Raw genomic sequence first — 24,788 nt, 5'->3', positions numbered from 1 at the left:
CCACTTGAGGGTATCCTTCTAAAGTCATTTTAGTGCTAATTATTATTGCTAATACTTATACCGCAGCAGCAATCACTTGATCTGTGCTTAACACACCTTGATCAATTAAGCGGTTGGTACACGCAATAATCGCTTCGATAGATGAGGTCACAATGTTGTCGTGAATACCCGCACCGAAGGCTGATTTACCTGTACCTTTGACTTGTAATTCAACCAAAGCCAAGGCTTTTGCATTTGCTCCAGAGCTAATACCACGCTCTTCGTAGCTCAAAACGTCAATTGGTAACTGTAAAGCATCCAACATTGCAGAGATTGGACCATTGCCTTCACCACGTAATTGCTGCGTTTCACCATTCACTTCAATTTCAAGCTCAACCACTTGTTTGCCGTTGTTATCATACAAACGATAGTTTTTGGTTGAATAATGCGTATCTTTGGTGTCTACATAAGTTTCTTTGAACAATTTCCAAATTTCTTGTGCGGTAATTTCAGTGCCTTCTTCATCGGTACGTTTTTGTACAATTTGAGAGAATTCAATTTGGATACGACGTGGCAATACTACGTTGTAATTTGCTTCCAACAAGTAAGCAATACCGCCTTTACCTGACTGTGAGTTGACGCGAATCACAGCATCATAGTCGCGGCCCAAGTCTTTCGGGTCGATTGGCAAGTATGGCATATCCCAAATTTCTTCGTTCTTTTGGAACTCAAACCCTTTTTTAATGGCATCTTGATGTGAACCAGAAAATGCGGTGAAGACCAAATCACCTGCATAAGGGTGGCGAGGGTGAACAGGCAAACCTGTACATTCTTCTACCGTTGCAATGATTTCATTGATATTTGAGAAATCTAAGTTTGGTGCAACGCCTTGGGTATACATGTTCAAGGCAATTGCAGCAACATCGACGTTGCCTGTGCGTTCGCCATTACCAAACACACAACCTTCGACACGGTCTGCACCCGCCATAATCGCCAATTCAGACGCAGCAATACCACAACCACGGTCATTGTGACAGTGTACAGAAATGATCACGCCATCACGACGTGCAATGTTGCGGTGCATCCATTCTACTTGGTCGGCATACACGTTTGGCGTAGACACTTCTACCGTTGCAGGCAAGTTTAAAATTACTTTATTGGTTGGCGATGCTTCCCAAATTTCAGTCACGGCATCACAAACATCTTTAGCCACTTCTAACTCAGTTGCAGTAAAACACTCTGGACTGTACTGGAACACCCACTCCGTTTCAGGATATTGCGCTGCATATTCTTTAACTTTTCTGGCTGCATTGACTGCTAATTGCTTTGCACCTGCAACATCGACATTTAAAACTTTTTGACGGAAGGTTGGGGCATTTGAATTATAAATATGCACAATTGCACGTTTTGCGCCGACTAAAGATTCAAAAGTACGTTGGATCAAATGATCACGTGCTTGAACCAAAACTTCGATATAGACATCGTCTGGAATGTGATTTTCTTCAATCAATTTGCGGGTAAAGTCAAAGTCAATTTGAGATGCAGAAGGGAAACCGATCTCAATGTGTTTGAAACCAATTTTGACCAACATTTGGAACATTTTAAATTTTTGTTCCATATCCATCGGTTCAAAAATGGCTTGGTTACCATCACGTAGGTCAGTACTCATCCAAATAGGCGCTTTTGTAATTTCGTTGTTTGGCCATTGACGGTCTGGCAAGTCAACACGTTGATACATGCGACGATATTTCTTACTTGGATCAGCCAACATCATGAGGTAACTCCTTACATAGTACGGGTTGCATTTGAGTGGGTAATAAAAAGCAACCTACTATTTATATAGATTGTGTCTATGGTCTCTATTTACAAGGGAGTCTTCAGGGTGTTTTTAAACGTAAATATTTGATACGACTTAGATTTACCGTGAGTAACCTTGTAACGTTATATTTAAGAGTTTAATCCAGTTCGGTCGAAAAGATTTTTCTTTTTTTATGGCTTTTAGTCGTATCTGAAAAAATATTTCCCTCTAATTTGATATATAGGGGAAATATTTCCGTGTATTTTTGAGATGTGTTTAATCTTTTTCTTTATTTTGCGAATTTGATTCATTTCATTCGCTTTTTTGAAGAGGCTATGAGAGCTCTACGACTAAATATGTTTGGATAGATCAAAGAGTTTATACTCAATTCACAGTAAAACTTACAATTCAGACCACATCCGTATGAGGTTGTGATAGATATTGGTGAGTTTCACGACTTCAGGATAAGTATCCCCATGATCTACTCGGAGTTGACGAATACTTTCATCTAAATTGAATAACATATGCCTTTTTTGATCTTCACGAATCAAGCTTTGTACCCAAAAGAAAGAGGCGAAACGTGTACCGCGAGTTATGCTACTAACTTCATGTAAACTAGTAGAAGGGTATAGTACAACATCGCCTGCGGGTAATTTAACTTCGTGATATCCATAGGTGTCTTCAATGACCAAATCACCACCGTCATATTCTTCAGGTTCACTTAAAAATAATGTACAAGATAAATCTGTACGCATTTGCTGTGAAGTTCCACGAATCAGGCGAATCGAGTTATCCACATGAAAACCAAAGCTTTCATGTTCATCATAACGGTTAAAAAGTGGTGGAATAATTTGATGTGGGAGAGCCGCAGCTTGAAAAACGGGGTGTTTCCAAATGGCTTGAATGACTAAATCACTTAAATGATGTGTTAACGGATCTTGTTCGGAGAGTTGTTGATTTTGTTTGACTGAGGCAGATAGAGTTCCTGCAGTGACTTTTCCTCCAACCCAGTCTGCTGTTTCCATCAATTGACGAAATTCAGCTACTTGCTCTTTTGATAATACATTTGGAATATGATGAATCACAGAGAACATCCTTGATTTGATGATTATAAAAATAGCCTCATAGAGAGGCTATTTTAGTTTAAGTTAGATAATTTCCATAAAGTTTTTATGGAAATCAAACTTAGTATTTGAAGTTGATTGCCAATACCGCATTACGGCCATTACCTTCAAATGCATAGTGTGCTGCATGTGCACTGGTAAAGTATTGTTTGTCAGAAATGTTATTCACATTTAATTGAACATTTACATTACGATTTACATCGTATTTCGCCATTGCATTGTAAATGGTGTAAGTCGGTAAAAACTTAGGTGCAGTTGTATTTACATAAACCTGATCACGGTATTCAGCACCAGCACCCAATGTTAATTTTGGTAATACTCGGTATGTTGACCATAACGTTGCACTGTTTTTCGCCACAAATGGAAGTGGTTTACCTTCCTGAGCAATTGCATTGTAAGCAGCTTTGGTGATCTCGCTATCTAGATAGCTATAACCTGTAGCCACTTCCCACTTGTCGGTAATTTTACCGTTTAAGCTTACTTCAAATCCATCAACACGGCTTTCACCTGCATTCGCTGTTGTGGTTGGATCAATTTGAATGCGGGTATTTTGCTTTTCAGTACGGAAAATTGCAGCAGTTAAGTTTGCACGATTATTAAATAAGTCCCATTTGGTACCAATTTCAAAAGTACGTGCTTCTTCTGGCTTGAGGGCATTAGCTGTTGCACTTGCAACACCAGAATCGCTAATAGAATCTGGACCTGTATCACCTTCAGCAAGCACACCTACAGGATTTGCTGATGTAGCGTAGCTTAAATAAATACTGCCATCTTCTGTTGGTTTAAAAACTAAACCAGCTTGGTAAGTGAAGTAATCGGTATCACTTTCTAATTTATCGCCAGCTTTATGAGGAGTACGTCCACTTACGTCCTTATTATATTTTTTCTCAGTTTCAAATTTATCCCAACGCACGCCTAAGTTAAGTAGCCATTGTGGATTAAATTCAATACTATCTAGGGCATAGATTCCTACATTATGACTACGTGTAGTAGATTGTCCTTTAATACTACCCATAGTGTCAGTAAATGCACCATTGCCTGGATTGTTTAGACTCGTACACCAGCCATTGAGAGCTGCAGCAGTTGAAGTACAGTTTTGAATATTGTTGTCTAAAATGGTCGAGGTTGTTTCACCAGCAGCATTGGTAAAGGTATAAACGCCTTGATCAGTTTCTTGGAAGCTCCATTCAGTTCCTACATTAAATGAATGCTTTAATGAACCCGTATTGAATTTGCCTCTTAAAGAAAGTTGGTCGCTATATGCATCTGTGTCTAAAATACGTGTGAGTGCACGGCGCGCGACAGTTCCTCTATAGATGTTCCCTTTTGAGTCATCGGCATTGGTATAAACATAATCAGATTTAGATTTGTTATAAGTAGCAATGTTAGATAGCGTCAAATCTTCATTAAGATCATGTTCTAACTTAAATGTTGCAATTTGATTTTCACGCTTATCAAAATCACGCGCTTTCCAACCATAGTATGTGCCTGGTTTAACACTGACTGGTCGACCGTCACCTGGTGTCACAGTTACGCCAGCTGGTGGGCTGCTTGGGTTTGCATTATTAAATGGGATACCCGCATCTGGTTCATCATTGCTACGTAAATAGTAATAACCGACAGAGCCCCGCGTATCAGAACCTAGACCAAAAGCTAGACTTGTTGCAATACCTGCACGAGCATATTCAGCACCGTCATGTTGTCCTGCTTTTTCATTTTCATGACCCATGACTACAACGCGGCCAGCCATTCCGTTGCCGAAATCTTTATTCGCATCGAGTTGAATGTGGCGATAGTTGTCCGTGCCACCTTGTACGCTACCTTGGTAAGTATCGCCTTCATGAGCCACTTTAGGAATGAGATTGATACTTCCGCCGACGCTGCCACCACCGCCAAGAGCAGAAGAAGAGCCTTTAATAACTTCAACTTGTTCAATAGCGAACATATCTCGACTTTGTGATGTCGTATTGCGGACTCCATCAACATAAATAGATGATTGACCGCTATATCCACGAATATAAGGCATATCCGTAAATGGTGTACCACCTTCACCAGCACCTAAAGTGATACCGGGCTCATAACGTAATGCTTCTAATAGAGTATTTGAATTGGTTTCTTTGAGTAATTTTTGAGAAAGAACAGAAACAGACTTTGGTGTGTCGAGTAGGGGAGCAACGAACTTGTTGTTTGCAGATTTGTCTACTTTCAAACTTTGTTCTGCTGCCGCTTCCGTGTGAATTGTTTCTAATTGCGCGATTTGATCTTGCGCAACAGCATTGACTGCAACCACAGAGAGTGTTGAAGCGATTGCTGAAGAAACCAGCTTTTTACGTGTTTTGATGAAGGCCATAACGAATCTAGTTCTAGCGTTGTAAATTAGTATGCGAATAATAATGATTCTTATTTTTTGTAGCATAACTATTACATTGAAATTGTCGATGCTTAGATGTATTTGTGTAGAAAAAATAAATGTAATAATGTAATGAATTGAATTTAAGTTTTTGATTTTTATTTAAATTGGAAAATTAGATTATGTTTTTATAATGTTATTGAAATTTAGAATCCATTATTTTAAGCTAAGTTTGAAGGTGTTTCTCAAGTGAATATGTAGAAATTATGTTGGATCTATATTATGTATGTAAGAAGAAAACCCTGCCAGTGCAGGGTTTTCTTTAGATATGACTATTTTTAGAAGTCATATGAAATTGATAACCAATAATTTCGTCCTGACAAATAGGTTCCTTCTGAGCTTCGACCAATAGATAAATATTTATAGGCTTGCTGAACATTACCATTTGTATCGACATAATCCATATATTCAGTAAAGTCTTTATCTAATAAGTTATTTACAGCAGCATTGATCCGAACATTATTATTCAACTGATAGCTTGTCCCTAAATTGAACAGGTTATAAGCCGAGAATTTGTTGTCTGTATGCTGTTCTATACTCACTTCACCACCAGTTGGCGCAGCTAAATAACGAGGACGTCCTGACTGATACTCATGTTGCAACCAAACATCCAGACTATTATTGATATGCCAAGTCGATGTTAGGTTAAATAGGTGTTTAGCTGTCGATTCGAGTGCATAACCTTTGTTTGCACCTTTAGTGATTTCAGACTCGGTAAATGTATAAGCAGCTTTGATATCCCATTCAGGAATAATTTGATACTTAAGCGATGTTTCTAAGCCGTAGATTTCAGCTTCATCCGCATTAAAGCTTTTACTATAAGACGTTACGTTGCTGTTGAAATTTGAGCAATCATTGGTTGTGCACAAGAAGTTCCGAGAAACGATTTTATCTTCTACAACATTAAAAAATGCTGTGGCATTAAAGTCTAATGTATCTGTAGGTTGATAATTTAAGCCTAACTCGTAGTTAACTGATGTTTCTGGTTTTAAATCAGGATTACCTAGACTTGGTGTAGTGCCTTGGCCGCTATAGCCAACAATACCATTATATAAATCTTTTGCTGACGGTGTCTTATAGCCTGTGCTTACACCACCTTTAAGTGTTAAAGCATCAGTTGTGTTCCATACTAAATAAGCACGCGGGCTAAAGTGACCACCAAATCCTGAATGATCTTCATAACGACCACCGAAGGTGAAATGTAAGTTATCTAATAAGCTCCATTCATCTTCTGCATAAACTGACCAAGTATCTTGTGTAAACTCTTTGCCCATACCTGCAATATCATCAGCAATAGTTACATCTTTATATTCTGTGCCAACAGTGAGCTTGTGGTTAGCAATAGGTGCAATTAAATGTGAATCAAAGACTAAATCGGTATTTTCCAAAGTTCGTGGTTGACCAGCTAAAGCAGGGAAAGCATCAGTTGGAATGGTACGACCTTTGGTTTCAGTTTTATTTTGACTAATGTAGGTTTTCCATTGGCCAAAATCATAATTACCATCATGTCCCGCCGAAATTTGTAGACGATTAAACTCTAATTCATTTTCATAGCCTGCAATACCACCGCGGCTAAAAAAGTTGCCTAGTCGTTGGTCTGAGTTGTCATAGGTTTGGTTTGAAGTAAAACCATCAACCCAGAAAGAGTTTTTATCGTCTAATGTAAATTGTAATTTTCCACCAACATCATAGTTTTCAGTTTTGCTTGGGCGTGGGTCGCGAGAGGTTGAGCCCGCCACAATGCGTTCTGAGCGTTGACGGTCTAAATAACTACCACGAAGCTGTAAGCCTAGACGATCATGAATAATTGGCCCATTGAGCACAAAGCTGGTTTTCCATGAGTCGGCTTCGCTGCCATGTTCCATGACATTGCCACTGACAGTGACATTGCCATTCCATTCATTACTAATTTTTTTGGTAATAATATTGATGACACCACCCATGGCTTCTGAACCATAACGTGTTGCCATTGGTCCACGAATGACTTCAATACGTTCAATAGAGGTTAAAGGTGGTAAAAAACCATTTGATGTTTCACCAAAGCCGTTTGGAGTGACATCTGACGAGGTGGTTTGGCGGCGACCATCAATTAAAATCAGGCTATAGTCATTGCCTAAGCCACGCATTTTGATATTCAGACCTGATGTTTTTCCTACACCTGAACGAATATCAATACCAGGAACATCAGCTAATAGGTCTGCAATGCTGGTTGCATTTTTCTTTTCAATATCTTCTTTCGTGACCACGCTAATTGAAGCTGGTGCATTTTTAATATCTTGTTCAAAACCCGCAGCTGAAACCACAATAGTGGAAAGCTGATGGGTAGATGAATCTTCAGTTGTTGTTTCTGCGAAAACAGGAGTGGTGATTGCCCCAAGCAATGCCAATGAAAGCGGGTGTAGATTAAACTTACTCATAACTAGAGTTCCAATGATGGACGAGAAAAAAATTGAAAAAAACGATCAAAGTTGATGCAAATATTAATGGTAATATTTATCATTTGCAACAAAAGCCATAAAAAATATAATACTTTGCGCTTAATAAGTAGCGATTTAAAAATATTCAAAATAAAAAACGATAAATGAAGAAAAAAATATGTGGTTTCAATCGGGTGTTTTGTATATCGTTCAATGTTGTCATATAATGTGGCACTTTTTAAAATTGTTCTTACCAAAAGATTGAGGAAGCCATGCAAGTAACTTCTGAAGCGGTTTCGGGTGTTACCCGTCGTTTAAATGTATCTGTACCGACGAGCCGTGTTAACGAGCAGTTCGAAGCTCGCTTAAAACGCACTGCTAAAACTGTGAAGATCAACGGCTTCCGTCCAGGTAAAGTGCCAGTAAATGTTGTTCGTCGTGAATATGGCGCGGGTATCTACCAAGAAGTCGTAAGCGACATTATTCGTGACACAGTATTTGAAGCGATCCAACAAGAAAAAATCAATGCTGTTGGCATGCCAAACATTGAAAAATCTGAATTAAAAGACGACGCGCTTGTATACGAAGCGACTGTTGAAGTTTATCCAGAAGTTAACGTGAAATTTGATGGTTTAGAAGTTGAACGTAAAGCATCTGAAGTAAACGACAAAGATGTTGATCAAATGATCGAAAACCTTCAGAAGCAACGTGCTTCTTGGGCTGAAACGAAAGGCATGGCTAAAAAAGACATGCAAGTAACTTTTGACTTTGAAGGTTCAGTAGACGGTGAAAAGTTTGAAGGCGGTTCTGCAGAAGACTTTAAACTTGTTTTAGGTTCAGGTCGTATGATCCCTGGCTTCGAAGACGGCATCGTTGGTATGAAGAAAGGCGAAGAGAAAGTTATCGATGTAACTTTCCCTGAAGACTACCAAGCTGAAAACCTTGCTGGCAAATCAGCTCAATTCAAAATTACTGTGAAGCTTGTTGAAAAACAAAAACTTCCAGAAGTTGATGCTGAATTCCTTAAAATCTTCGGTTTAACTGAAGAAGAAGGCATTGAGAAATTAAAAGCTGACGTTCGTAAAAACATGGAACGTGAAGTGAAAAATGGTTTGCGTAATCAAGTGAAAGGTGCAGCTTTTGATGCACTTGTAGCTGCAAACGAAGTTGAACTTCCTGCGTCTATGGTTGCTCAAGAAGTTGACCGTCAACGTCAACAAATGATCCAACAGTTCACTCAGCAGTTTGGTGCTCAAGGTGCGAAAGCATTTGACTCAAGTATGCTTCCAGATGAATTGTTCAAAGAACAAGCTGAAAAATCTGTAAAATTAGGCGTACTGGTAAGCAAAGTTTTAGCTGATGCTAAAATCGAAGTAGATCAAGCACGTGTTGATGCTTACATCGAAGACATGGCTTCATCTTATGAAGATCCAGCTGAAGTGATCGAATACTTCAAAAATGACAAACAACAACGTTCGCAAATCGAAGCTGTTGTGTTAGAAGACCAAGTAGTTGATCACATCTTAGCGTCTGCTAAAGTAACAGATACTGTTGTAAGCTACGAAGACTTATTGAAAGAACAACAAGCTCGTCAACAAGGCTAAGTTTAGCTAAAGTAAAAAAGGCGCTTTGAGCGCCTTTTTTATTATGATCTGGTTTTTTTTAAAAGGTCTTGCGTTCATAAAGCTTATGCAAAAAATATCTGTTATTTACTTGAGAATATTTTGCATTTTCAGCAATTATCCCTCATATTGTGACTATGAGTTGAGTAACAAAAAATTTAGGAATAAGTAAACGTATGTATATTCCAACTATCGATAATGCCTTAGTTCCAATGGTTGTAGAACAGTCATCTCGCGGTGAACGTTCATTTGACATTTATTCACGTCTTTTGCGTGAACGCGTCATTTTTATGACTGGTGAAGTTGAAGATAACATGGCGAATTTGATTGTCGCGCAAATGTTGTTTTTAGAAGCGGAAAACCCAGATAAAGATATTCATCTTTACATTAACTCACCAGGCGGTTCGGTGACTGCTGGTATGGCGATTTACGATACCATGCAATTTATTAAACCAGATGTTGTGACTTACTGTATGGGGCAAGCAGCATCAATGGGTGCTTTCTTGCTGAATGCAGGTGCAAAGGGTAAACGTTATTGCCTTGAAAATGCACGTGTCATGATCCATCAACCGTTAGGTGGTTTCCGTGGTCAGGCATCTGATATTGAAATTCATGCACGTGAAATTCTGTTCATTAAAGAACGTTTAAACCGTTTAATGGCAGAGCACAGTGGTCAAGACTATGAAACTGTGGCACGTGATACTGACCGTGATAACTTTATGACAGCGCAAGCTGCAAAAGAATATGGTCTCGTGGACGAAGTGTTATCTAAACGTCCATAAGTTTTAAAAGTTTAGAATTGGAGTGAATATGTCCGAACATCCTCAAGGACAAAAGCATTGTTCATTTTGCGGTAAAACGCAGTCTGAAGTTGGGAAACTGATAGCAGGCGAGGACGCGTACATCTGTAATGAATGTGTGGACGTATGCTTAGACTTGGTGCAAACCAGTCAACAAGTTGAGTCGGGTGACTGGGCTGCAAAACCCTTGCCTAAACCTCACGAAATTCGTGCTGCATTAGATCAATATGTCATTGGTCAAGATGTGGCAAAGAAAACCTTGTCAGTTGCTGTCTATAACCACTATAAACGTCTTAAAGCGATACATGGTGGACATACACACGACGATGCGGTTGAAATTGCGAAAAGTAATATTTTATTAGTAGGACCAACGGGTTCGGGTAAAACCTTACTTGCCCAAACCATGGCGCGTCTTCTCGATGTTCCTTTTGCTATGGCTGATGCAACAACACTTACCGAAGCAGGCTATGTCGGTGAAGATGTTGAAAACATTGTACAAAAGCTTCTACAAAAAGCAGACTACGATGTAGAAAAAGCGCAAAAAGGTATTATCTATATCGATGAAATCGACAAGATTACACGTAAATCTGAAAACCCATCGATCACGCGTGATGTGTCTGGTGAAGGCGTACAACAAGCTTTACTGAAAATGATCGAAGGTACGGTTGCCTCTATTCCACCTCAAGGTGGTCGTAAGCATCCGCAGCAAGAATTCATTCAAATTGATACTTCAAATATCTTGTTTATCTGTGGTGGAGCATTCTCGGGTCTTGAGAAAATCGTACAACAGCGCCAAGAAAAGGGTGGAATCGGCTTCACGGCTGAAGTGAAGAAGAAAGATGAAGGCAAGAAATTGTCTGATTTGTTCCGTCAAGTTGAAGCGACAGATTTGGTGAAATTTGGTCTGATTCCAGAGTTTATTGGTCGTTTGCCTGTAATTGCGACTTTGGAAGAGTTAGATGAAGAAGCTTTGATGCAAATTCTGACTGAACCGAAGAATGCATTGACCCGTCAATATCAACATTTGTTTGATATGGAAAATGTTGATCTGGTTTTTGAAGACTCAGCACTGCGCGCTGTGGCGAAAAAAGCTTTGGATCGTAACACGGGTGCACGTGGCTTACGTTCTATTTTAGAAAATACGCTGCTTGAAACCATGTACGATTTACCAAGTCGTACCGATGTTGGCACAGTTGTGGTGAATGAAGACGTGATTAACGGTACGGCTGCACCATTATTTAAGCCAGAGCGTTTACCTAGAATCGAACAGAAAGATGCAGCTAAAGTTGATTTAAAAGTCATTAATTCAAAGTCCGCTTAAGTTGTTATTCATCTGAAACGTGTGAAAATCGAGTGTTTTCACACGTTTTTTTATATTCAAAAAAAAGAAGGAATGCTACTCTGCATCATAGGCTGGGATGCCTAGATTAAAACTAAAAATTAAGTATCAAAATAAAAATACGTCGTGAGGAATAGTCATGCGTGCAATGATAATTACGCTTTTAAGCAGTTTAATTTTATTGGGTTGTCATGGAAAAGCGACAGTTGAACAACCTGAATTAACATCAACGCTCAGCCATGAGGTTGATTTTGAACACGACCCAGGCATGATCGAGCAGTATCGCATTGGGGTGTTTAGCTTAGGTGGATGGGTCAATCAAAAATTAGGACAGCGTTTTCAGCGTGTCCAACCCCAGCATGAACAAGCGGCGATAGTTTATCTCTATCGTCCAGACTCAAAATGGAATCGACAAGAAATTGTGGCCTCGAGTTTATTTATCAATAAAGAACGCATTCCAAGCCTGCTGAACAATCATTATTATTGGGTCGAATTGCCCGCAGGGACTTATCGATTATCGAGTAGTCGGCCTTTGGGTATTAACCATTTTCAAAAGCCGAAATATATCGATTTTAGCGTAGAAGCAGGGCAGTCTTATTTCATCAAGTATGATGAAGAGAACTTGTCCACACGTCGTGATGTTTCAGGGCCTTTGGCGGTTATCCCTGAAAAAATTGCGATTCAAGAAATTGCATTTACCCAGTTAAAGTCGAACAGCTACAACTTTGTAGCGGAAGATCAACACACGGGGGAGCTACGAAAGAAAGTGCAAAAACTTAAACCCGCAAAATATGATCCAAGTGAAGAGGTTCAGCTGATGAAACCCTTTAAGCTGTGGAATCCTTTAACCTGGTAAGTGAGCTATTGTGCTTTTTTGGCTTGTTCAAATAATGGTGTCAGGGTCTTTTCAATTTGACGATTCATTTCCAGCTGAATAGCTGGATCTTGCATCATTTCAGCAGACATGGCGATGCTATTACGCATGATTTCACTCATCATTTTGCTGCTTTTTTTATTGATAGAATGGCCTAGAGGTGTTTCAAGAAACTGAATGTTGGCCAACTTCCTCTTCGGTAAAGGTCTGCATATATACATTTTTAAGCATTTGCATAAATTTCGGATCAGAAATCAATTTACTGCTAAACGATGCCGTGATTTCAGCGATTTGCTTGGCTGCTTTTTGTTGTTCATTATTGAGTGCAGATGTTTTAAAAATATTCTTAATGATTTCTTCGGCTTGCTGGTCATAAATGGGGCTTACTTCTTGCTGTGATTGCGCTAAAGTGCCTTTAATATCGCCTAGTTTGAGTGCCTTTTCTACCGATGCTTCGCGCGGGTTTTGCAAAAGATGCTGTGCTGAGGACGCATAAGGTAATACCGCAAGGATGTGATTTAATTTTTTCATTGTTGGTCTATATTTTTTGATTAAGTCTATAAAAGTAGGTAAAAAATACCCTTAACATGACCTTAGCATGTTAAGGGTATCCAAAAAAGTAAAACTTAAGTTTTAGCCCGCTGCTGCATCGACTACTGGAATTTTACCAATTTTCGCTTGCCAGATTTTTGGTGCTGTCGCGTGAATAGATGTACCATTTACATCAACTGCTACCGATACAGGCATATCTTTCACTACAAATTTGTAAATCGCTTCCATACCTAAGTCCGCAAAAGCAACCACTTCAGCTTCACGAATTGCTTTAGACACAAGGTAAGCTGCGCCGCCCACTGCCATCAAGTAAGTCGCTTTATTGTCTTTGATTGCTTCAACCGCTGCAGGACCACGGTCCGCTTTACCGATCATGCCGAACATACCTGTTGCTTCAAGCACTTGACGTGTAAATTTGTCCATACGTGTTGCTGTTGTTGGGCCAGCAGGACCAACCACTTCATCACCGACTGGATCTACAGGGCCAACGTAGTAAATGAATTTACCTTTTAAGTCGACAGGAAGCTCTTCACCATTGTTGATCATATCGACCATGCGTTTATGCGCGGCATCACGACCTGTGTAAATCGTACCGTTCAGAAGTAAGGTGTCGCCTGGTTGCCAAGCGTTCATTTCTTCTTGGGTAATGTTGTCTAAATCTACACGTTTAGATTTAGAAGAATCCCAAGTTACTTCTGGATAGTCTTCAAGTTTAGGCGCTTGAATATGCGCTACACCTGAACCATCTAACTGGAAGTGTGCGTGACGAGTTGCTGCACAGTTTGGAATCATGCCCACTGGTTTGCCTGCAGCGTGGCAAGGGTAGTCTTTGATTTTAATATCAAGAACGGTAGTTAAACCGCCTAAACCTTGTGCGCCAATACCAAGTGCGTTCACTTTCTCGAAGATCTCGATACGGAGTTCTTCCATTTTGTTTTGTGGGCCACGACGTAATAATTCGTCCATGTTGATTTCTTCCATGAGTGCTTCTTTGGCAAGCATCATGGCTTTTTCAGCAGTACCACCAATACCAATACCCAACATACCTGGTGGACACCAGCCAGCACCCATAGTTGGAACAGTTTTAAGTACCCAATCCACGATTGAGTCAGATGGGTTTAACATAGCCAGTTTAGATTTGTTTTCTGAACCGCCACCTTTTGCCGCAACGGTAATATCCACTTTGTTGCCTGGAACAAGTTTGTGATAGATCACAGCAGGGGTGTTGTCTTTGGTGTTTTTACGACCAAATGCAGGATCAGCCAGAACTGATGCGCGCAGCACGTTTGAGTTTTCTAAGTAACCTTGACGTACGCCTTCGTTGATTGCATCGTCTAAGCTCATAGTTAAATCAAATTTAACATCCATGCCCACTTCAACGAATACGTTGACGATACCAGTATCTTGACAGATTGGGCGGTGACCCTCTGCGCACATACGCGAGTTAATTAAGATTTGTGCGATCGCATCCTTCGCAGCTTTGTTCTCTTCACGATCATACGCACGGCTCATCGCTTGGATGAAGTCTTGTGGGTGATAGTAAGAAATGAACTGAAGCGCGTCTTTGACCGATGTGATCAAATCATCTTGCTTGATAATAGTGGTCATACAAATATCTCTTGAGCGGGCTGATAGCTAGCGGGCTAAATTATAAGACAAAATGCCGAGGTTGTGGATGTTTTGCGAAGGCTTTGGGCGAAAGTTTAATAGTTGAACAAAATTGATGAGAAAATCAGGTTATAAACCGTGGTAAATATGACAAAAATATCTAAATTTAATGAAATATTTCATGTCTAACTTTGGATTATGAATATGATTTATTGCTTAAGGTGTTGAATGTAATGTAAAAATAATAATATTGAAATATGACAACGCTGTCATAAAGTTGTCATAAAACTTTCGCATAATGCATTCATCAAACAATAGGACATCGAGCATGTTGACAGGTTTAGTGATGGCTGCGGGCTTTTGTGTATATATCGCAGCGACTTGGATGTACGGTCAAAAAGAAGATCAGGCTTAAGCTTTATCTTCTTTTTTTTGTTTTAAGCTTTCTTCAAATCTTCAAATCTTCAAATCTTCAAATCTTCAAATCTTCAAATCTTCAAATCTTCAAATCTTCAAATCTTCAAATCTTCAAATCTTCAAATCTTCAGTTTCAATGCTTAATTTTGTGTAAAATCGCTTTAAAATTGAGTCTAAACGCGACAACACTTTATTATTTATAGTCCGCACGCCAAAAAACCAATACAATACCGATATGAGTTATCCAATACATTTTAAAAAGAAAATATTAGCTAAACTTGAAGAAGGTCAATCTATCCGAGCGGTTGCTCAGCACTTCGAAATTGATAAAAATACAATTGTCGAATGGAAAAAGCGAATCGAAATAAAAAGAACTCGACCAAGAACACCATCTAAAGTTGATGATGATGCCTTACGTGTAGATGTTGAGCAATATGTTTAGTCCCAGATTTTAATGGTGCAATATTCTCAGATAAATGGAAGGAAGCACTATGGGACAAGTTCTACACAGCAGCGCCACAACGACACAGGCAGTGCGTCGAGCAATACAAAAAACCACCCTATCTTACGAACGGGTGGTTTTTTTTAAAGGCTAATCTTAAAAGTTAAGCACTTTGTTGTTCAGACTGAATTGCGGTTAAGGCAATGGTAAATACAATATCATCCACCAAAGCACCACGAGACAAGTCATTTACAGGTTTGTTCAAACCTTGCAACATTGGGCCAACGCTTACGACATTGGCAGAGCGTTGCACGGCTTTATAGGTGGTATTGCCTGTGTTTAGGTCAGGGAAAATAAACACATTGGCACGACCTGCAACTTTAGAATCAGGTGCTTTAGAGCGTCCCACACTTTCCACCGATGCAGCATCGTATTGAAGAGGGCCATCAATTAATAAGTCAGGACGGCGTTCTTTCGCTATGCGTGTTGCCTCAGCGACTTTTTCAACTTCAGCTCCAGCACCAGAGGTACCCGTAGAGTATGAAATCATCGCAATACGTGGGTCTAAACCGAAGGCCTTTGCTGAATCAGCCGATTGAATCGCGATTTCAGCGAGCTCTTCTGCATTTGGGTCTGGGTTAATCGCACAGTCGCCATAGACATAGACTTCATCGGGTAACAGCATAAAGAACACGGAAGAGACCAGTGAGTACTCAGGCGCTGTTTTAATCAGTTGGAATGCAGGGCGTACAGTATTGGCTGTGGTGTGTACTGCGCCTGAAACCAAACCATCGACCTGATCAAGCGCTAACATCATGGTGCCTAGAACGACAGTGTCTTGCAGCTGTTCACGCGCTTGCAGCTCGTTCAGTTTGCCTTTACGCAGTTCCACCATTTTTTCGACATAGTTTTCACGAATCAAATCTGGATCGATAATTTCTAAGTCATGTGGAAGCTCGATGCCACGTGCTTTTGCCACTTCTACGACCGCTTCAGGTTTCGCCAATAAGATACAGTGTGCAATGCCACGAGATTGGCAAATAGCCGCCGCTTGAACTGTACGTGGCTCATCGCCTTCAGGTAGAACAATCCGCTTTTTCGCAGCAATCGACTTTTGGACCAATTCATGGCGGAAAGCCGAAGGTGAGAGACGAGGTTGGTACGAGCCATTTAACATTGCCGTTAACCATTCTTCATTGATATGGCTCGACACAAAACGAGTGACTTGTTCAGCGCGTTCCGTATCATCGACCGGAATTTCATTGCTGAGATTAGCTAAGCTCTGCGCCGTGTCGAACGTGCTGAGCGTTGTATGTAAAATTGGTAAGCCTTGTTTAATCGCTGTTTGGCAGAACGCAAGCACCTGCTCGTTTGGCGTATGGTGCTCAGTTAGGACCAAACCCGCCAATGGTATACCGTTACTGCTGGCTAAGCTTGAAGCTAATAGCACATCGATACGATCTGATGCACTAATGATCAGCTCGCCTGCGACAAACTTATGTAGTTCATGCTCAATGTTCGATGCAATCAAACTGCTATGTAACACACGACGTTGGGTCGCATCGCCTTGATTGATCCATTCCGCCTGAATGTGTGAAGCCAAATCCGACATGCGTGGTACGCTGAGCGTGTTGCTAAATGGAACCAAGCCGATTACAGGGAGTTTGTCTGATCCGAGCTTTGGATGGGTCTTTTGGAGCTCAATAATAAATTTATTGGTATCGCTGATTAAACGCAGACTAGGGTCAAACGTCACTGGAATGTGTGCTGAGTCATCGGGCAAGCCTTTGGTGCGCATCAATAACACACCCGCAGTTCTCTCAGAACTGGCACCGCCAAAGTAGCGTAGTTGGCTATCGACTTTTTCAGCCGTCGCGCTCGGTTTATTAATGTCTGCATTGCTGACAATAATAACTTTGGCATCGAGTGCTTGCGCAAGTTGTGCATTTAGTTCAGAAGCAAAAGAATCTCGGCTATTTGGGACTAAGCCTTCAACAATGATCAGATCATGCTTACGCGCAATAGCACGGTGTAAACGAACCGCATCTTCAAGTAGCTCATCATTTTCACCTGTACTGAGTTGTTGCAAAATGGTGTGATAGCTAATTGGTTCAACGGTTTCATTTTTTGAAACATGGTGATAGAGCGCTGTGGTACGGTCTGCACCTGTGGTCAGTTCTTGAGAAAAAGGTTTTAAAAATCCAGCCTTAACACCTTGGCATTCCAGCGCATAAACCAAACCCAGACAAGCGGATGTTAAGCCGACGCCTTCCCCAGTGGGCACAAGTAAAATCGTTTTCATATATTTATTCGTCATACAAGAATTTAAAACAGACTTGAGTGAATGTAACGACCGCTTAAGCGATCGCTACATTGTCTTCAGACTTTTTTGCAGCAGTTTGAATCACCTCATCGGCCACGAATGCAGTTTCTTTGGCAATACGGCCTTCTTCATCGGTCGGTACAACCCAAATTTGTGGGCCTGTACCTGTATCAATACGACCTTCGGTACCACGTTTTAAACTGTCATTGGCTTCTTTACTCAAGTTAAAACCAAAGTGCGGTAGGAAAGCGACTGTTTTTTCACGAATATATGCCGAGTTCTCACCAATACCGCCAGTGAAGAACAATCCATCAAGACGTGGTAGACCGCAGCTCAGTGCCGCCAATGATTTTGCGAGGCGGTAGCAGAAGACTTCAATAGCTAAAGTCGCATCTTCATTGCCTTGTTCAGATGCTTCAATCAAAGTACGCATGTCATTTGATAGATCAGACAGGCCGAGTAAGCCCGATTGGCTATTCAGCATTTTATCAATTTTATAAATATCCCAACCTAAGTTGTTGGCAAGGAAACTATGTAAGCTTGGATCGACATCACCACTGCGTGTGCCCATCACGACACCTTCAAGTGGAGTTAAGCCCATTGAGGTATCTACACTTTGTCCATTCCAAATTGCACAAGTAGAGCTACCATTACCCAAGTGTGCAGTTAACCAGCCCCCTTGTTTGAAGCTACCTGCCAGTTCTGAACCTCGTTCAGACACATAAGCATGGCTTGTACCGTGGAAGCCATAGCGACGGACATTGTGTTCAGTGTATAAAAATTTTGGCACAGCATAGCGGTAAGCATGTGCAGGCATAGTCTGGTGGAATGCTGTATCAAATACCGCCACTTGTGGTAGCTCTGGGAATAAACGCATCGTGGCGTCAATCCCAACCAAGTGTGCAGGGTTGTGTAATGGTGCAAGTGGTGTTGCTGCACGAATGCGTTCGACAATTTCTTCTGTTAAAAGCTCAGCTTTGGTCAATGTACCGCCGTGTACTACGCGGTGACCAATGGCTTGAGGGTTATAATGTGAAAGGCGTTCTAAGATGGTTTCCAATGCTTTTTCATGATCGGCATGTGGAATAGACAATTCAAGGGGTTGACCACCCGCAGTAATGCCTTTGATACGAGCGTCAGCAGAACCTAAGTTCTCAGCTAAACCGAAAATACGATCTTCACGACGTTCAGAAACGAGCGCATATTTGATTGATGAAGATCCGCAGTTAATTACTAATACTGATGTAGACACGTTTTAATACCTGATTCTAATTGAATTATCCGTCCTAGAACTGATCTTCATGCAGTACGTTCTTATGCAATCTTGATCATTTTTTATGTTGTATCATGTGTATATTTTTAGTCCAAGATAGACTTTAGGTGATTAGACTTAAGCACTATCGACCGTTTGATGAATAATAATTAAAATTTATCGGTTCATGATTTTCATTTATTCATGAAATGATGCTGAATTATTCATCAGCTTCAATCCTTTAAAAATAACACGTTATCTTCTGAAAAGAGCTGAATATATTCTGGCTTTCCTGTTTATTTTTGATATTTCATCTTTAGATTCACACATAATCACATGTGCAATCAACGTAACCATCAAAAAAGCGTGATTTCCTCAAGATTTTAAGCATTTGCATTGAAATGGCACTGATTGGGTTGGCAAACGCCTTTATGTAAAAAAGAGAGATATAAAGTCAAAACAACAGCCGATAGGGGGATCAGTAAAATAGGCCTGTATCTTATGATGATCATGCTTTTATTTTGAGTGCTTGCAGAGGGCGTTCAAATATAAAAATGTTCAGCCCTTTGGAAAGAGCTGAACATAGATATTTAAAATGTGCTAGATGAGTTATTGGCGAATTTGACCATCACCAAACACGATCCATTTTTGTGAAGTCAAGCCTTCTAAGCCGACTGGGCCACGGGCATGGATTTTATCCGTTGAGATGCCAATTTCTGCACCTAAGCCATATTCGAAACCATCGGCAAAACGTGTCGACGCATTGATCATGACAGAACTCGAATCCACAGCGGCCAAGAACTCACGAGCTAGAGAGTAGTTTTCTGTAATGATCGAATCGGTATGATGTGAGCCATATTTGTTGATATGCTCAATCGCTTCTTCCATACCAGACACCACTTTCACCGCTAAAATTGGACCGAGATATTCGGTGTACCAATCTTCTTCGGTTGCCGTTTTGACTGCCGCACCTAAAATGCGCTGAGTTTCAACACAGCCGCGCAACTCCACTTGTTTTTCAGTATAGAGCTCAGCGACACGCGGTAAAAACTCATCTGCGACTTTTTCATCGACCAGCAAGGTTTCCATTGCATTACACACGCCATAACGGTGAGTTTTTGCATTGAGCGCAATCGGTAGGGCTTTTTGTAGGTCAGCTTGCGCTTCAACATAAACGTGACAGTTCCCATCCAAGTGTTTAATCACCGGGACACGGGCTTCCTTGCTGATACGCTCAATCAGGCCTTTGCCTCCACGTGGAACAATCACATCGACAAATTCAGTGAGTGTAATCAGTTGCCCCACGGCTGTGCGGTCTGCGGTGTTAATGACTTGAACTGCATGTTCAGGTAAACCCGCCAGTTTTAAACCGCGTTGGATGGCTTCAGCAATGGCTTTATTGGATTCGAGCGCTTCAGAACCACCACGTAAAATAATGGCATTACCAGACTTCAGTGCTAAAGAGGCGGCTTCTAAGGTCACATTTGGGCGAGACTCGTAAATCATGCCAACCACGCCTAAAGGAACGCGCATCTTACCGAGCTGGATTCCTGACGGACGATAGGCCATGTCGGTGATTTCACCGACAGGATCTTTGAGACCAATCACATCTTTTAAGCCTTGCAACATGCCTTTAAAGCGTGCGGGAGACAGTTCTAAGCGATCAAGTAAAGCACTGTCTAAGTTGTTGCTGTGCGCTTTGTTCATATCTGCTTGGTTCGCCGCTAAAATAGTGGGCTCACTGTTGACCAAAGCAGTATAAATAGCTGACAACGCATTGTTTTTAGTTTCGGTAGAAGCACGCGCCAAAATACGAGAAGCTTGACGTGCTTGCTGTCCTACCGTTTGCATATATTGTTCAATCGACTCTTGCATAGCGGTTTGATCACTTAGAAATTTCACAGAAGATAGTAACAGCCTAACACTCGACCGCATAGTCTCTACATGAAAAATCCAGTGTAGAGGCGGACTTATACTTATTTTGAAATTGTTTTTTATCTAAAACATGATGAGCGGTTACACAATCTGTTGCGTGTAAAACAGTGCTCTGTATAGAATGAATTTTAGGATATGAAGTCCTTGCATAATTATTACAACACTGAACACCCTGTTGCCGTTGACAGGCGTGATCGTACATTTCTTGCAAAACAAAAAGTATAGGCAAGAGTAGAGGGAAAGAACATGAATTCTATGATTCAAATGGATGCCGAGCTAGATGATGCGAATTTACGCTTAGGTTTTTTTGATGTTTACCATCGTAACAGCTTTAAAGAACCTGCACGAAGCACATGGATTGAGGGTTGGAAAGTCGAATACATGGCGATTGCTCGGCCAGAGTCATTCCATCGCACGCCTATCGTGATTATCGGCGGGGCATTTCAAAACTTTAATTCCTACAAATATTGCGTTGAACAACTACTCGATGCCGGTCCGATTGTCCTGATTGATCTGCCTTCAATGGGCGCCAATCAACAAATTCGTAATATCGATACAGGCTTGTCTGCGGGCACTTTAGAACTGGGTGATCTTGCGAAAATGCTCGGTGTTTGGTTAGATATTGAAGGATTAGACAAAGTTTCAGTGATGGGCATGTCACTGGGTTCAGTGGTGGCGTCTTGTCTGGCCGATCAACGACCAGAGCTGATTGATCGTATGATTTTAATGGGAGTGATGCAAAAGACCCGTAAAAGTTGGCGGATGTTGCTGGAAGAGTCGTTACATTTAATGCGTGAACAACGCATGGATGAATTTGGTCAGGCCGTGATTTTGTATTTGGTCAATCATGCCAAAATGGATAAAACCAAAATGTCACCCACAGCCAAGCGTTTGTTCTTTAGACAGATGGCGGAGTTTACCGTAACAGAACAAGAGCGTTATGAAATCAACTGTAATCGTTTGCTTCGCCTCACCGATGTGCCGATTCCACAGTGTAAAGTCTTGGTGGCCTGTGGCCAATATGACAGTTTTACCTTGCCACATGAAAATGCCAGTTTTGCATTGCAATGTCCTGACATGGTATATGCGCAAATTGCTAATGCAGACCATGTGCCACAGCTACAACGCCGTAAAGAAACCATGCATTTGTTTGCGATGTTTCTGAAGGACGAGTCCATTCAACACTTAGACGGGATTATCCCCTTTAGTCGAGCACAAATGTTGGAAATGGAGCGCCGTGGCGAAGAGCGAGTTCAGATTCAACACCCTGAAACCTTTTTAAGCTATCGCCATTCAGACTTGGTGATTGCAACAGAAGTGGTGGACTTGAACTACTTTGGGGTACTTTTACGCTTTGAGTCAGACTTAGCTGCTGTGGTTGCTAAATATCCGCGTGATTTGGCTTTGCACTTGAGCGATGAAGAAGGCGAGTTTCAGATTGAATGTTTAATTTTTGCCGAAGATGGGCCTTATATTCGTGCCTTATTTAAACATGGCAGTTTTGAACTCGCGGAGCGACTGCTCCGCTTTGTGGGGTGTCAGAAACAAGAACAGACGTTGCTCGAAGCCGTAAGTTAAGTGAAATTCAAAAATAAAAAAACAGCATTTCATCGCTGTTTTTTTATGGGGACTAAGTTTATTGCTCGGGTTGATTGGGCTTTTGCCATTGGCTATGTATCAACCAGACCAAGTCACCTAAGTGATCCTGCTGATCTAAGTTTGAAGTATCGGCCTGAGTACTATTGAAAGCTAAAGTGGGTTGGTGAACGGTAATAGTATGAAAGCCCGCTTGTTTGAAAAACTGAGCCGCTTCAGGCGGACTGACAAAGTGAAAGCCAAAGGCGCTACGGGACATCCATTTTAAAAGCTTGCTACTGCTCCAGATAAAATTAGCCAGCTTATTTTTCACAGGTTCAGGGTAGAGGTCAGTCAGATAATATAACTGATCAAACTGCTGTCCGTATTGGATAATGCCTTGTAGCAGTTGAGCGAGCATGTCTTTGCTAAAGTAGTTGATCAGACCTTCACTCACCACCACCAAAGGGCGGTTTGGGTCAAACACCTCAAAGGCACGGGCAAAATCCGCGCTAAATAAGTCGGCGGAGAGAACCGCTGGGCTGGTCTGATCGATCTGTTTTAAGGCCTGAGTTTTCATTTTTGCCATGTCTGGTAAGTCGAGTTCACGATAGTCAATCTCAGGATACTGTTGTCGAAAGCTCCAGCCGCGTGGCGACAGGCCACTGGCAATTTCTAAAACTTGTAAGTTTGGGTGCTGTTGGATCAGCGCGTTGAGGTGGTCATCAATTATTTGATGACGCTGTTTTAAGGTGGTGCGCATGCTGCCGCCGACATGTTTTTCAGCCCAACTTTCGAGTGGATGTACAAGTTTGGCTAGCCACTTCCCTTTGCGGGTGGCAAATACAGGATGTGAGATGCCCATGCTATACCAAATATAGCCTGTATAGTGCGCAGTAAAAGAGATGTGGCGATGAGCTGATAGAGCATCTGTCATGGTATCCGTACCTGATATTTTGTTGTTTTAGCATTGTTGTTTGGGCAATGCAGAGCAAGCCTGTTGATTTATTTTAAGTTTATCATAATGAAAAAAGGACATCTTGTGATGTCCCTTTGTCCGAAATATCGTGGTTGAAATGGTCAAAGATGAAGTGCTTAACTTAATCTAAATAGTTCCACTTGGTCGCGTACTTTGGCCCAATCTTCACCTAAATGCAGCTTCGACTGAACGCTGATATTTGGAATCTGACCACGCATGCGTTCTAAGCGAGCTTGGTTTGGCAGCCCCAGTTTGCTGATTCCTTCCAAAGCCACACATGCGGCAGCTCGGTCATTACACACCAGCCCCATGTCACAGCCTGCATGGAGTGCGGCTTGAATGCGTGCATCTGCACCGCCTGCGACACATGCGGCCTGCATGCTTAAATCATCTGAGAATAAGACACCATCAAAGCCCAGTTGTTGACGTAGAACGGTTTGAATCCAATACGGCGAAAAACCTGCTGGGTTTGGATCGATTTGACTATAAATCACATGGGCAGGCATGAGTGCATCCAACTGTGGCATCAGTTTGATAAAAGTCTGCATATCTTTGGCATAAATTTCATCATACGTGCGTGAGTCGATGGCTGCTGCGACATGCGAGTCTGCTTGGACTGAACCATGACCGGGGAAATGTTTGCCTGTCGATGCCATGCCTGCAGCTTTCATCCCTTTTAGGAATGCACTGGCCAGCGGTACGATGTCTTGAATATTTTTGGCAAAGCCACGGTCACCAATCACATCACTGATGTCATTGAGGTCGAGTACAGGGGCAAAGCTAAAGTCGATACCGACGGCAAGCACTTCTGTCGCCATCAACCAGCCAGATTGTTCTGCCAAGCTTAAGGCTTTTTCAGGTTCGCTTAAGAATAGCTCGCCAAACTTACCCATGGCTGGAAGTAGGCTAAAGCCCTGTTTTAAGCGTTGCACACGTCCACCTTCTTGATCGACAGCAATCAAAATATCAGGACGAATTCGGCGCATATGGTCGGTTAGGGCGCGAACTTGTGCAGGAGATTCAATATTTCGTCCAAATAAAATCATGCCACCGACTTGCGGTGCTTGTAATAGTGCAATATCTTCTTGAGTAAGTTCTGTGCCTGCGATGTCGAGCATCAATGCGCCAATCATATTGGGTGTCCGTATTTGATTTTTTGGTCAGTGACTGTTTTGGCTCTGAAAGGTGAGCGAAACAGGTCGTCGAAAACAATACCCGAATTTTGCAATGATTTGCTACATTTTGTCAGCACAGATTATGATAAAACTACACGACATAAACAGATTAAGTTGTTTAAGATTTTGAATATTCTCAATTCATGTCGAAAAATGACATTGTAATT

At 41.3% G+C, this 24,788-nt stretch carries 17 protein-coding genes and 1 pseudogene; 6 read left to right on the top strand and 12 right to left on the bottom strand.

Features of this window, described 5'->3' with window-relative positions; translation table 11 throughout:
- Window positions 1-55: 55 nt before the first annotated feature.
- The 4 genes from leuA to ACG9ZB_RS02605 all read right to left on the bottom strand — a co-directional run bounded on the left by leuA (window position 56) and on the right by ACG9ZB_RS02605 (window position 7,728).
- A complete protein-coding gene (leuA, locus tag ACG9ZB_RS02620) occupies window positions 56-1,753 on the bottom strand; it encodes a 2-isopropylmalate synthase (RefSeq protein WP_419323942.1) in 1,698 nt (565 codons plus the stop codon).
- A gap of 425 nt (window positions 1,754-2,178) precedes the next feature.
- A complete protein-coding gene (locus ACG9ZB_RS02615) occupies window positions 2,179-2,862 on the bottom strand; it encodes a Fe2+-dependent dioxygenase (protein ID WP_419323940.1) in 684 nt (227 codons plus the stop codon).
- A 100-nt stretch (window positions 2,863-2,962) separates the two neighbouring features.
- Complete coding sequence (locus ACG9ZB_RS02610; protein WP_419323938.1) at window positions 2,963-5,251, bottom strand: TonB-dependent receptor; 2,289 nt, start codon at window positions 5,249-5,251, stop codon at window positions 2,963-2,965.
- Window positions 5,252-5,589: 338 nt separating this feature from the next.
- A complete protein-coding gene (locus tag ACG9ZB_RS02605) occupies window positions 5,590-7,728 on the bottom strand; it encodes a TonB-dependent receptor domain-containing protein (protein WP_419323936.1) in 2,139 nt (712 codons plus the stop codon).
- A gap of 272 nt (window positions 7,729-8,000) precedes the next feature.
- On the opposite strand from ACG9ZB_RS02605, the gene tig reads away from it, so the two are divergent.
- From tig to ACG9ZB_RS02585, 4 genes are all read left to right on the top strand, one after another.
- Complete coding sequence (gene tig, locus ACG9ZB_RS02600; protein WP_004692429.1) at window positions 8,001-9,332, top strand: trigger factor; 1,332 nt, start codon at window positions 8,001-8,003, stop codon at window positions 9,330-9,332.
- Between the two features lie 194 nt (window positions 9,333-9,526).
- Complete coding sequence (gene clpP, locus ACG9ZB_RS02595; RefSeq protein WP_004692427.1) at window positions 9,527-10,132, top strand: ATP-dependent Clp endopeptidase proteolytic subunit ClpP; 606 nt, start codon at window positions 9,527-9,529, stop codon at window positions 10,130-10,132.
- A gap of 28 nt (window positions 10,133-10,160) precedes the next feature.
- Window positions 10,161-11,471 carry an ATP-dependent protease ATP-binding subunit ClpX gene (clpX, locus tag ACG9ZB_RS02590; RefSeq protein ID WP_419323933.1) on the top strand — a complete coding sequence of 437 codons (1,311 nt, stop codon included), beginning with the start codon at window positions 10,161-10,163 and terminating at the stop codon, window positions 11,469-11,471.
- Window positions 11,472-11,628: 157 nt separating this feature from the next.
- Window positions 11,629-12,345, top strand: a complete 717-nt coding sequence (locus tag ACG9ZB_RS02585) for a DUF2846 domain-containing protein (RefSeq protein ID WP_419323931.1) — start codon at window positions 11,629-11,631, stop codon at window positions 12,343-12,345.
- 5 nt (window positions 12,346-12,350) lie between these two features.
- On the opposite strand, the gene ACG9ZB_RS02580 is transcribed toward ACG9ZB_RS02585, so the two are convergent.
- From ACG9ZB_RS02580 to ACG9ZB_RS02570, 3 genes are all read right to left on the bottom strand, one after another.
- Window positions 12,351-12,473 (bottom strand): hypothetical protein, encoded by a 123-nt coding sequence (locus ACG9ZB_RS02580; protein WP_419323929.1) that lies wholly within the window; start codon window positions 12,471-12,473, stop codon window positions 12,351-12,353.
- A gap of 55 nt (window positions 12,474-12,528) precedes the next feature.
- A complete protein-coding gene (locus ACG9ZB_RS02575) occupies window positions 12,529-12,894 on the bottom strand; it encodes a hypothetical protein (protein ID WP_419323927.1) in 366 nt (121 codons plus the stop codon).
- A 102-nt stretch (window positions 12,895-12,996) separates the two neighbouring features.
- Window positions 12,997-14,523, bottom strand: coding sequence for a fumarate hydratase (locus ACG9ZB_RS02570; protein WP_419323925.1), 1,527 nt, complete (start codon window positions 14,521-14,523; stop codon window positions 12,997-12,999).
- A gap of 652 nt (window positions 14,524-15,175) precedes the next feature.
- Between ACG9ZB_RS02570 and ACG9ZB_RS02565 the strand changes: the two are divergent.
- A pseudogene (locus ACG9ZB_RS02565) lies at window positions 15,176-15,376 on the top strand (IS630 transposase-related protein); the annotation flags it as partial.
- A 169-nt stretch (window positions 15,377-15,545) separates the two neighbouring features.
- On the opposite strand, the gene pta reads toward ACG9ZB_RS02565, so the two are convergent.
- The 3 genes from pta to ACG9ZB_RS02550 form a co-directional block, all read right to left on the bottom strand.
- Window positions 15,546-17,684 (bottom strand): phosphate acetyltransferase, encoded by a 2,139-nt coding sequence (gene pta, locus ACG9ZB_RS02560; RefSeq protein WP_419323923.1) that lies wholly within the window; start codon window positions 17,682-17,684, stop codon window positions 15,546-15,548.
- A gap of 55 nt (window positions 17,685-17,739) precedes the next feature.
- Window positions 17,740-18,957, bottom strand: coding sequence for an acetate/propionate family kinase (locus ACG9ZB_RS02555; RefSeq protein ID WP_159153356.1), 1,218 nt, complete (start codon window positions 18,955-18,957; stop codon window positions 17,740-17,742).
- 609 nt (window positions 18,958-19,566) lie between these two features.
- Complete coding sequence (locus ACG9ZB_RS02550; RefSeq protein ID WP_419324181.1) at window positions 19,567-20,832, bottom strand: glutamate-5-semialdehyde dehydrogenase; 1,266 nt, start codon at window positions 20,830-20,832, stop codon at window positions 19,567-19,569.
- Between the two features lie 306 nt (window positions 20,833-21,138).
- Here ACG9ZB_RS02550 and ACG9ZB_RS02545 point away from each other — a divergent pair, with 306 nt between their 5' ends.
- Complete coding sequence (locus ACG9ZB_RS02545) at window positions 21,139-22,470, top strand: alpha/beta fold hydrolase (protein ID WP_419323921.1); 1,332 nt, start codon at window positions 21,139-21,141, stop codon at window positions 22,468-22,470.
- Window positions 22,471-22,528: 58 nt separating this feature from the next.
- Here ACG9ZB_RS02545 and ACG9ZB_RS02540 read toward each other — a convergent pair whose 3' ends face one another.
- Both ACG9ZB_RS02540 and nagZ read right to left on the bottom strand, forming a co-directional pair.
- The gene (locus ACG9ZB_RS02540) at window positions 22,529-23,404 is read right to left on the bottom strand and encodes a class I SAM-dependent methyltransferase (RefSeq protein ID WP_419323919.1); all 876 of its coding nucleotides are present in this window, start codon (window positions 23,402-23,404) and stop codon (window positions 22,529-22,531) included.
- Window positions 23,405-23,562: 158 nt separating this feature from the next.
- Window positions 23,563-24,579 (bottom strand): beta-N-acetylhexosaminidase, encoded by a 1,017-nt coding sequence (gene nagZ / locus ACG9ZB_RS02535; protein WP_419323917.1) that lies wholly within the window; start codon window positions 24,577-24,579, stop codon window positions 23,563-23,565.
- Window positions 24,580-24,788 lie beyond the last annotated feature (209 nt).

This window comes from Acinetobacter johnsonii, assembly GCF_048551975.1.
Classification (GTDB): domain Bacteria; phylum Pseudomonadota; class Gammaproteobacteria; order Pseudomonadales; family Moraxellaceae; genus Acinetobacter; species Acinetobacter johnsonii_A.
This window is presented reverse-complemented; position numbering and strand designations above follow the sequence as displayed.

Bases quoted from the DNA above. Each gene is read 5' to 3' on its own strand.
- leuA (WP_419323942.1), bottom strand. From the start codon at position 1,753: ATGATGTTGGCTGATCCAAGTAAGAAATATCGTCGCATGTATCAACGT.
- ACG9ZB_RS02610 (WP_419323938.1), bottom strand. From the start codon at position 5,251: ATGGCCTTCATCAAAACACGTAAAAAGCTGGTTTCTTCAGCAATCGCT.
- ACG9ZB_RS02605 (WP_419323936.1), bottom strand. From the start codon at position 7,728: ATGAGTAAGTTTAATCTACACCCGCTTTCATTGGCATTGCTTGGGGCA.
- tig (WP_004692429.1), top strand. From the start codon at position 8,001: ATGCAAGTAACTTCTGAAGCGGTTTCGGGTGTTACCCGTCGTTTAAAT.
- clpP (WP_004692427.1), top strand. From the start codon at position 9,527: ATGTATATTCCAACTATCGATAATGCCTTAGTTCCAATGGTTGTAGAA.
- clpX (WP_419323933.1), top strand. From the start codon at position 10,161: ATGTCCGAACATCCTCAAGGACAAAAGCATTGTTCATTTTGCGGTAAA.
- ACG9ZB_RS02585 (WP_419323931.1), top strand. From the start codon at position 11,629: ATGCGTGCAATGATAATTACGCTTTTAAGCAGTTTAATTTTATTGGGT.
- ACG9ZB_RS02580 (WP_419323929.1), bottom strand. From the start codon at position 12,473: ATGCGTAATAGCATCGCCATGTCTGCTGAAATGATGCAAGATCCAGCT.
- ACG9ZB_RS02575 (WP_419323927.1), bottom strand. From the start codon at position 12,894: ATGAAAAAATTAAATCACATCCTTGCGGTATTACCTTATGCGTCCTCA.
- ACG9ZB_RS02570 (WP_419323925.1), bottom strand. From the start codon at position 14,523: ATGACCACTATTATCAAGCAAGATGATTTGATCACATCGGTCAAAGAC.
- pta (WP_419323923.1), bottom strand. From the start codon at position 17,684: ATGAAAACGATTTTACTTGTGCCCACTGGGGAAGGCGTCGGCTTAACA.
- ACG9ZB_RS02550 (WP_419324181.1), bottom strand. From the start codon at position 20,832: ATGCAAGAGTCGATTGAACAATATATGCAAACGGTAGGACAGCAAGCA.
- ACG9ZB_RS02545 (WP_419323921.1), top strand. From the start codon at position 21,139: ATGAATTCTATGATTCAAATGGATGCCGAGCTAGATGATGCGAATTTA.
- ACG9ZB_RS02540 (WP_419323919.1), bottom strand. From the start codon at position 23,404: ATGACAGATGCTCTATCAGCTCATCGCCACATCTCTTTTACTGCGCAC.
- nagZ (WP_419323917.1), bottom strand. From the start codon at position 24,579: ATGATTGGCGCATTGATGCTCGACATCGCAGGCACAGAACTTACTCAA.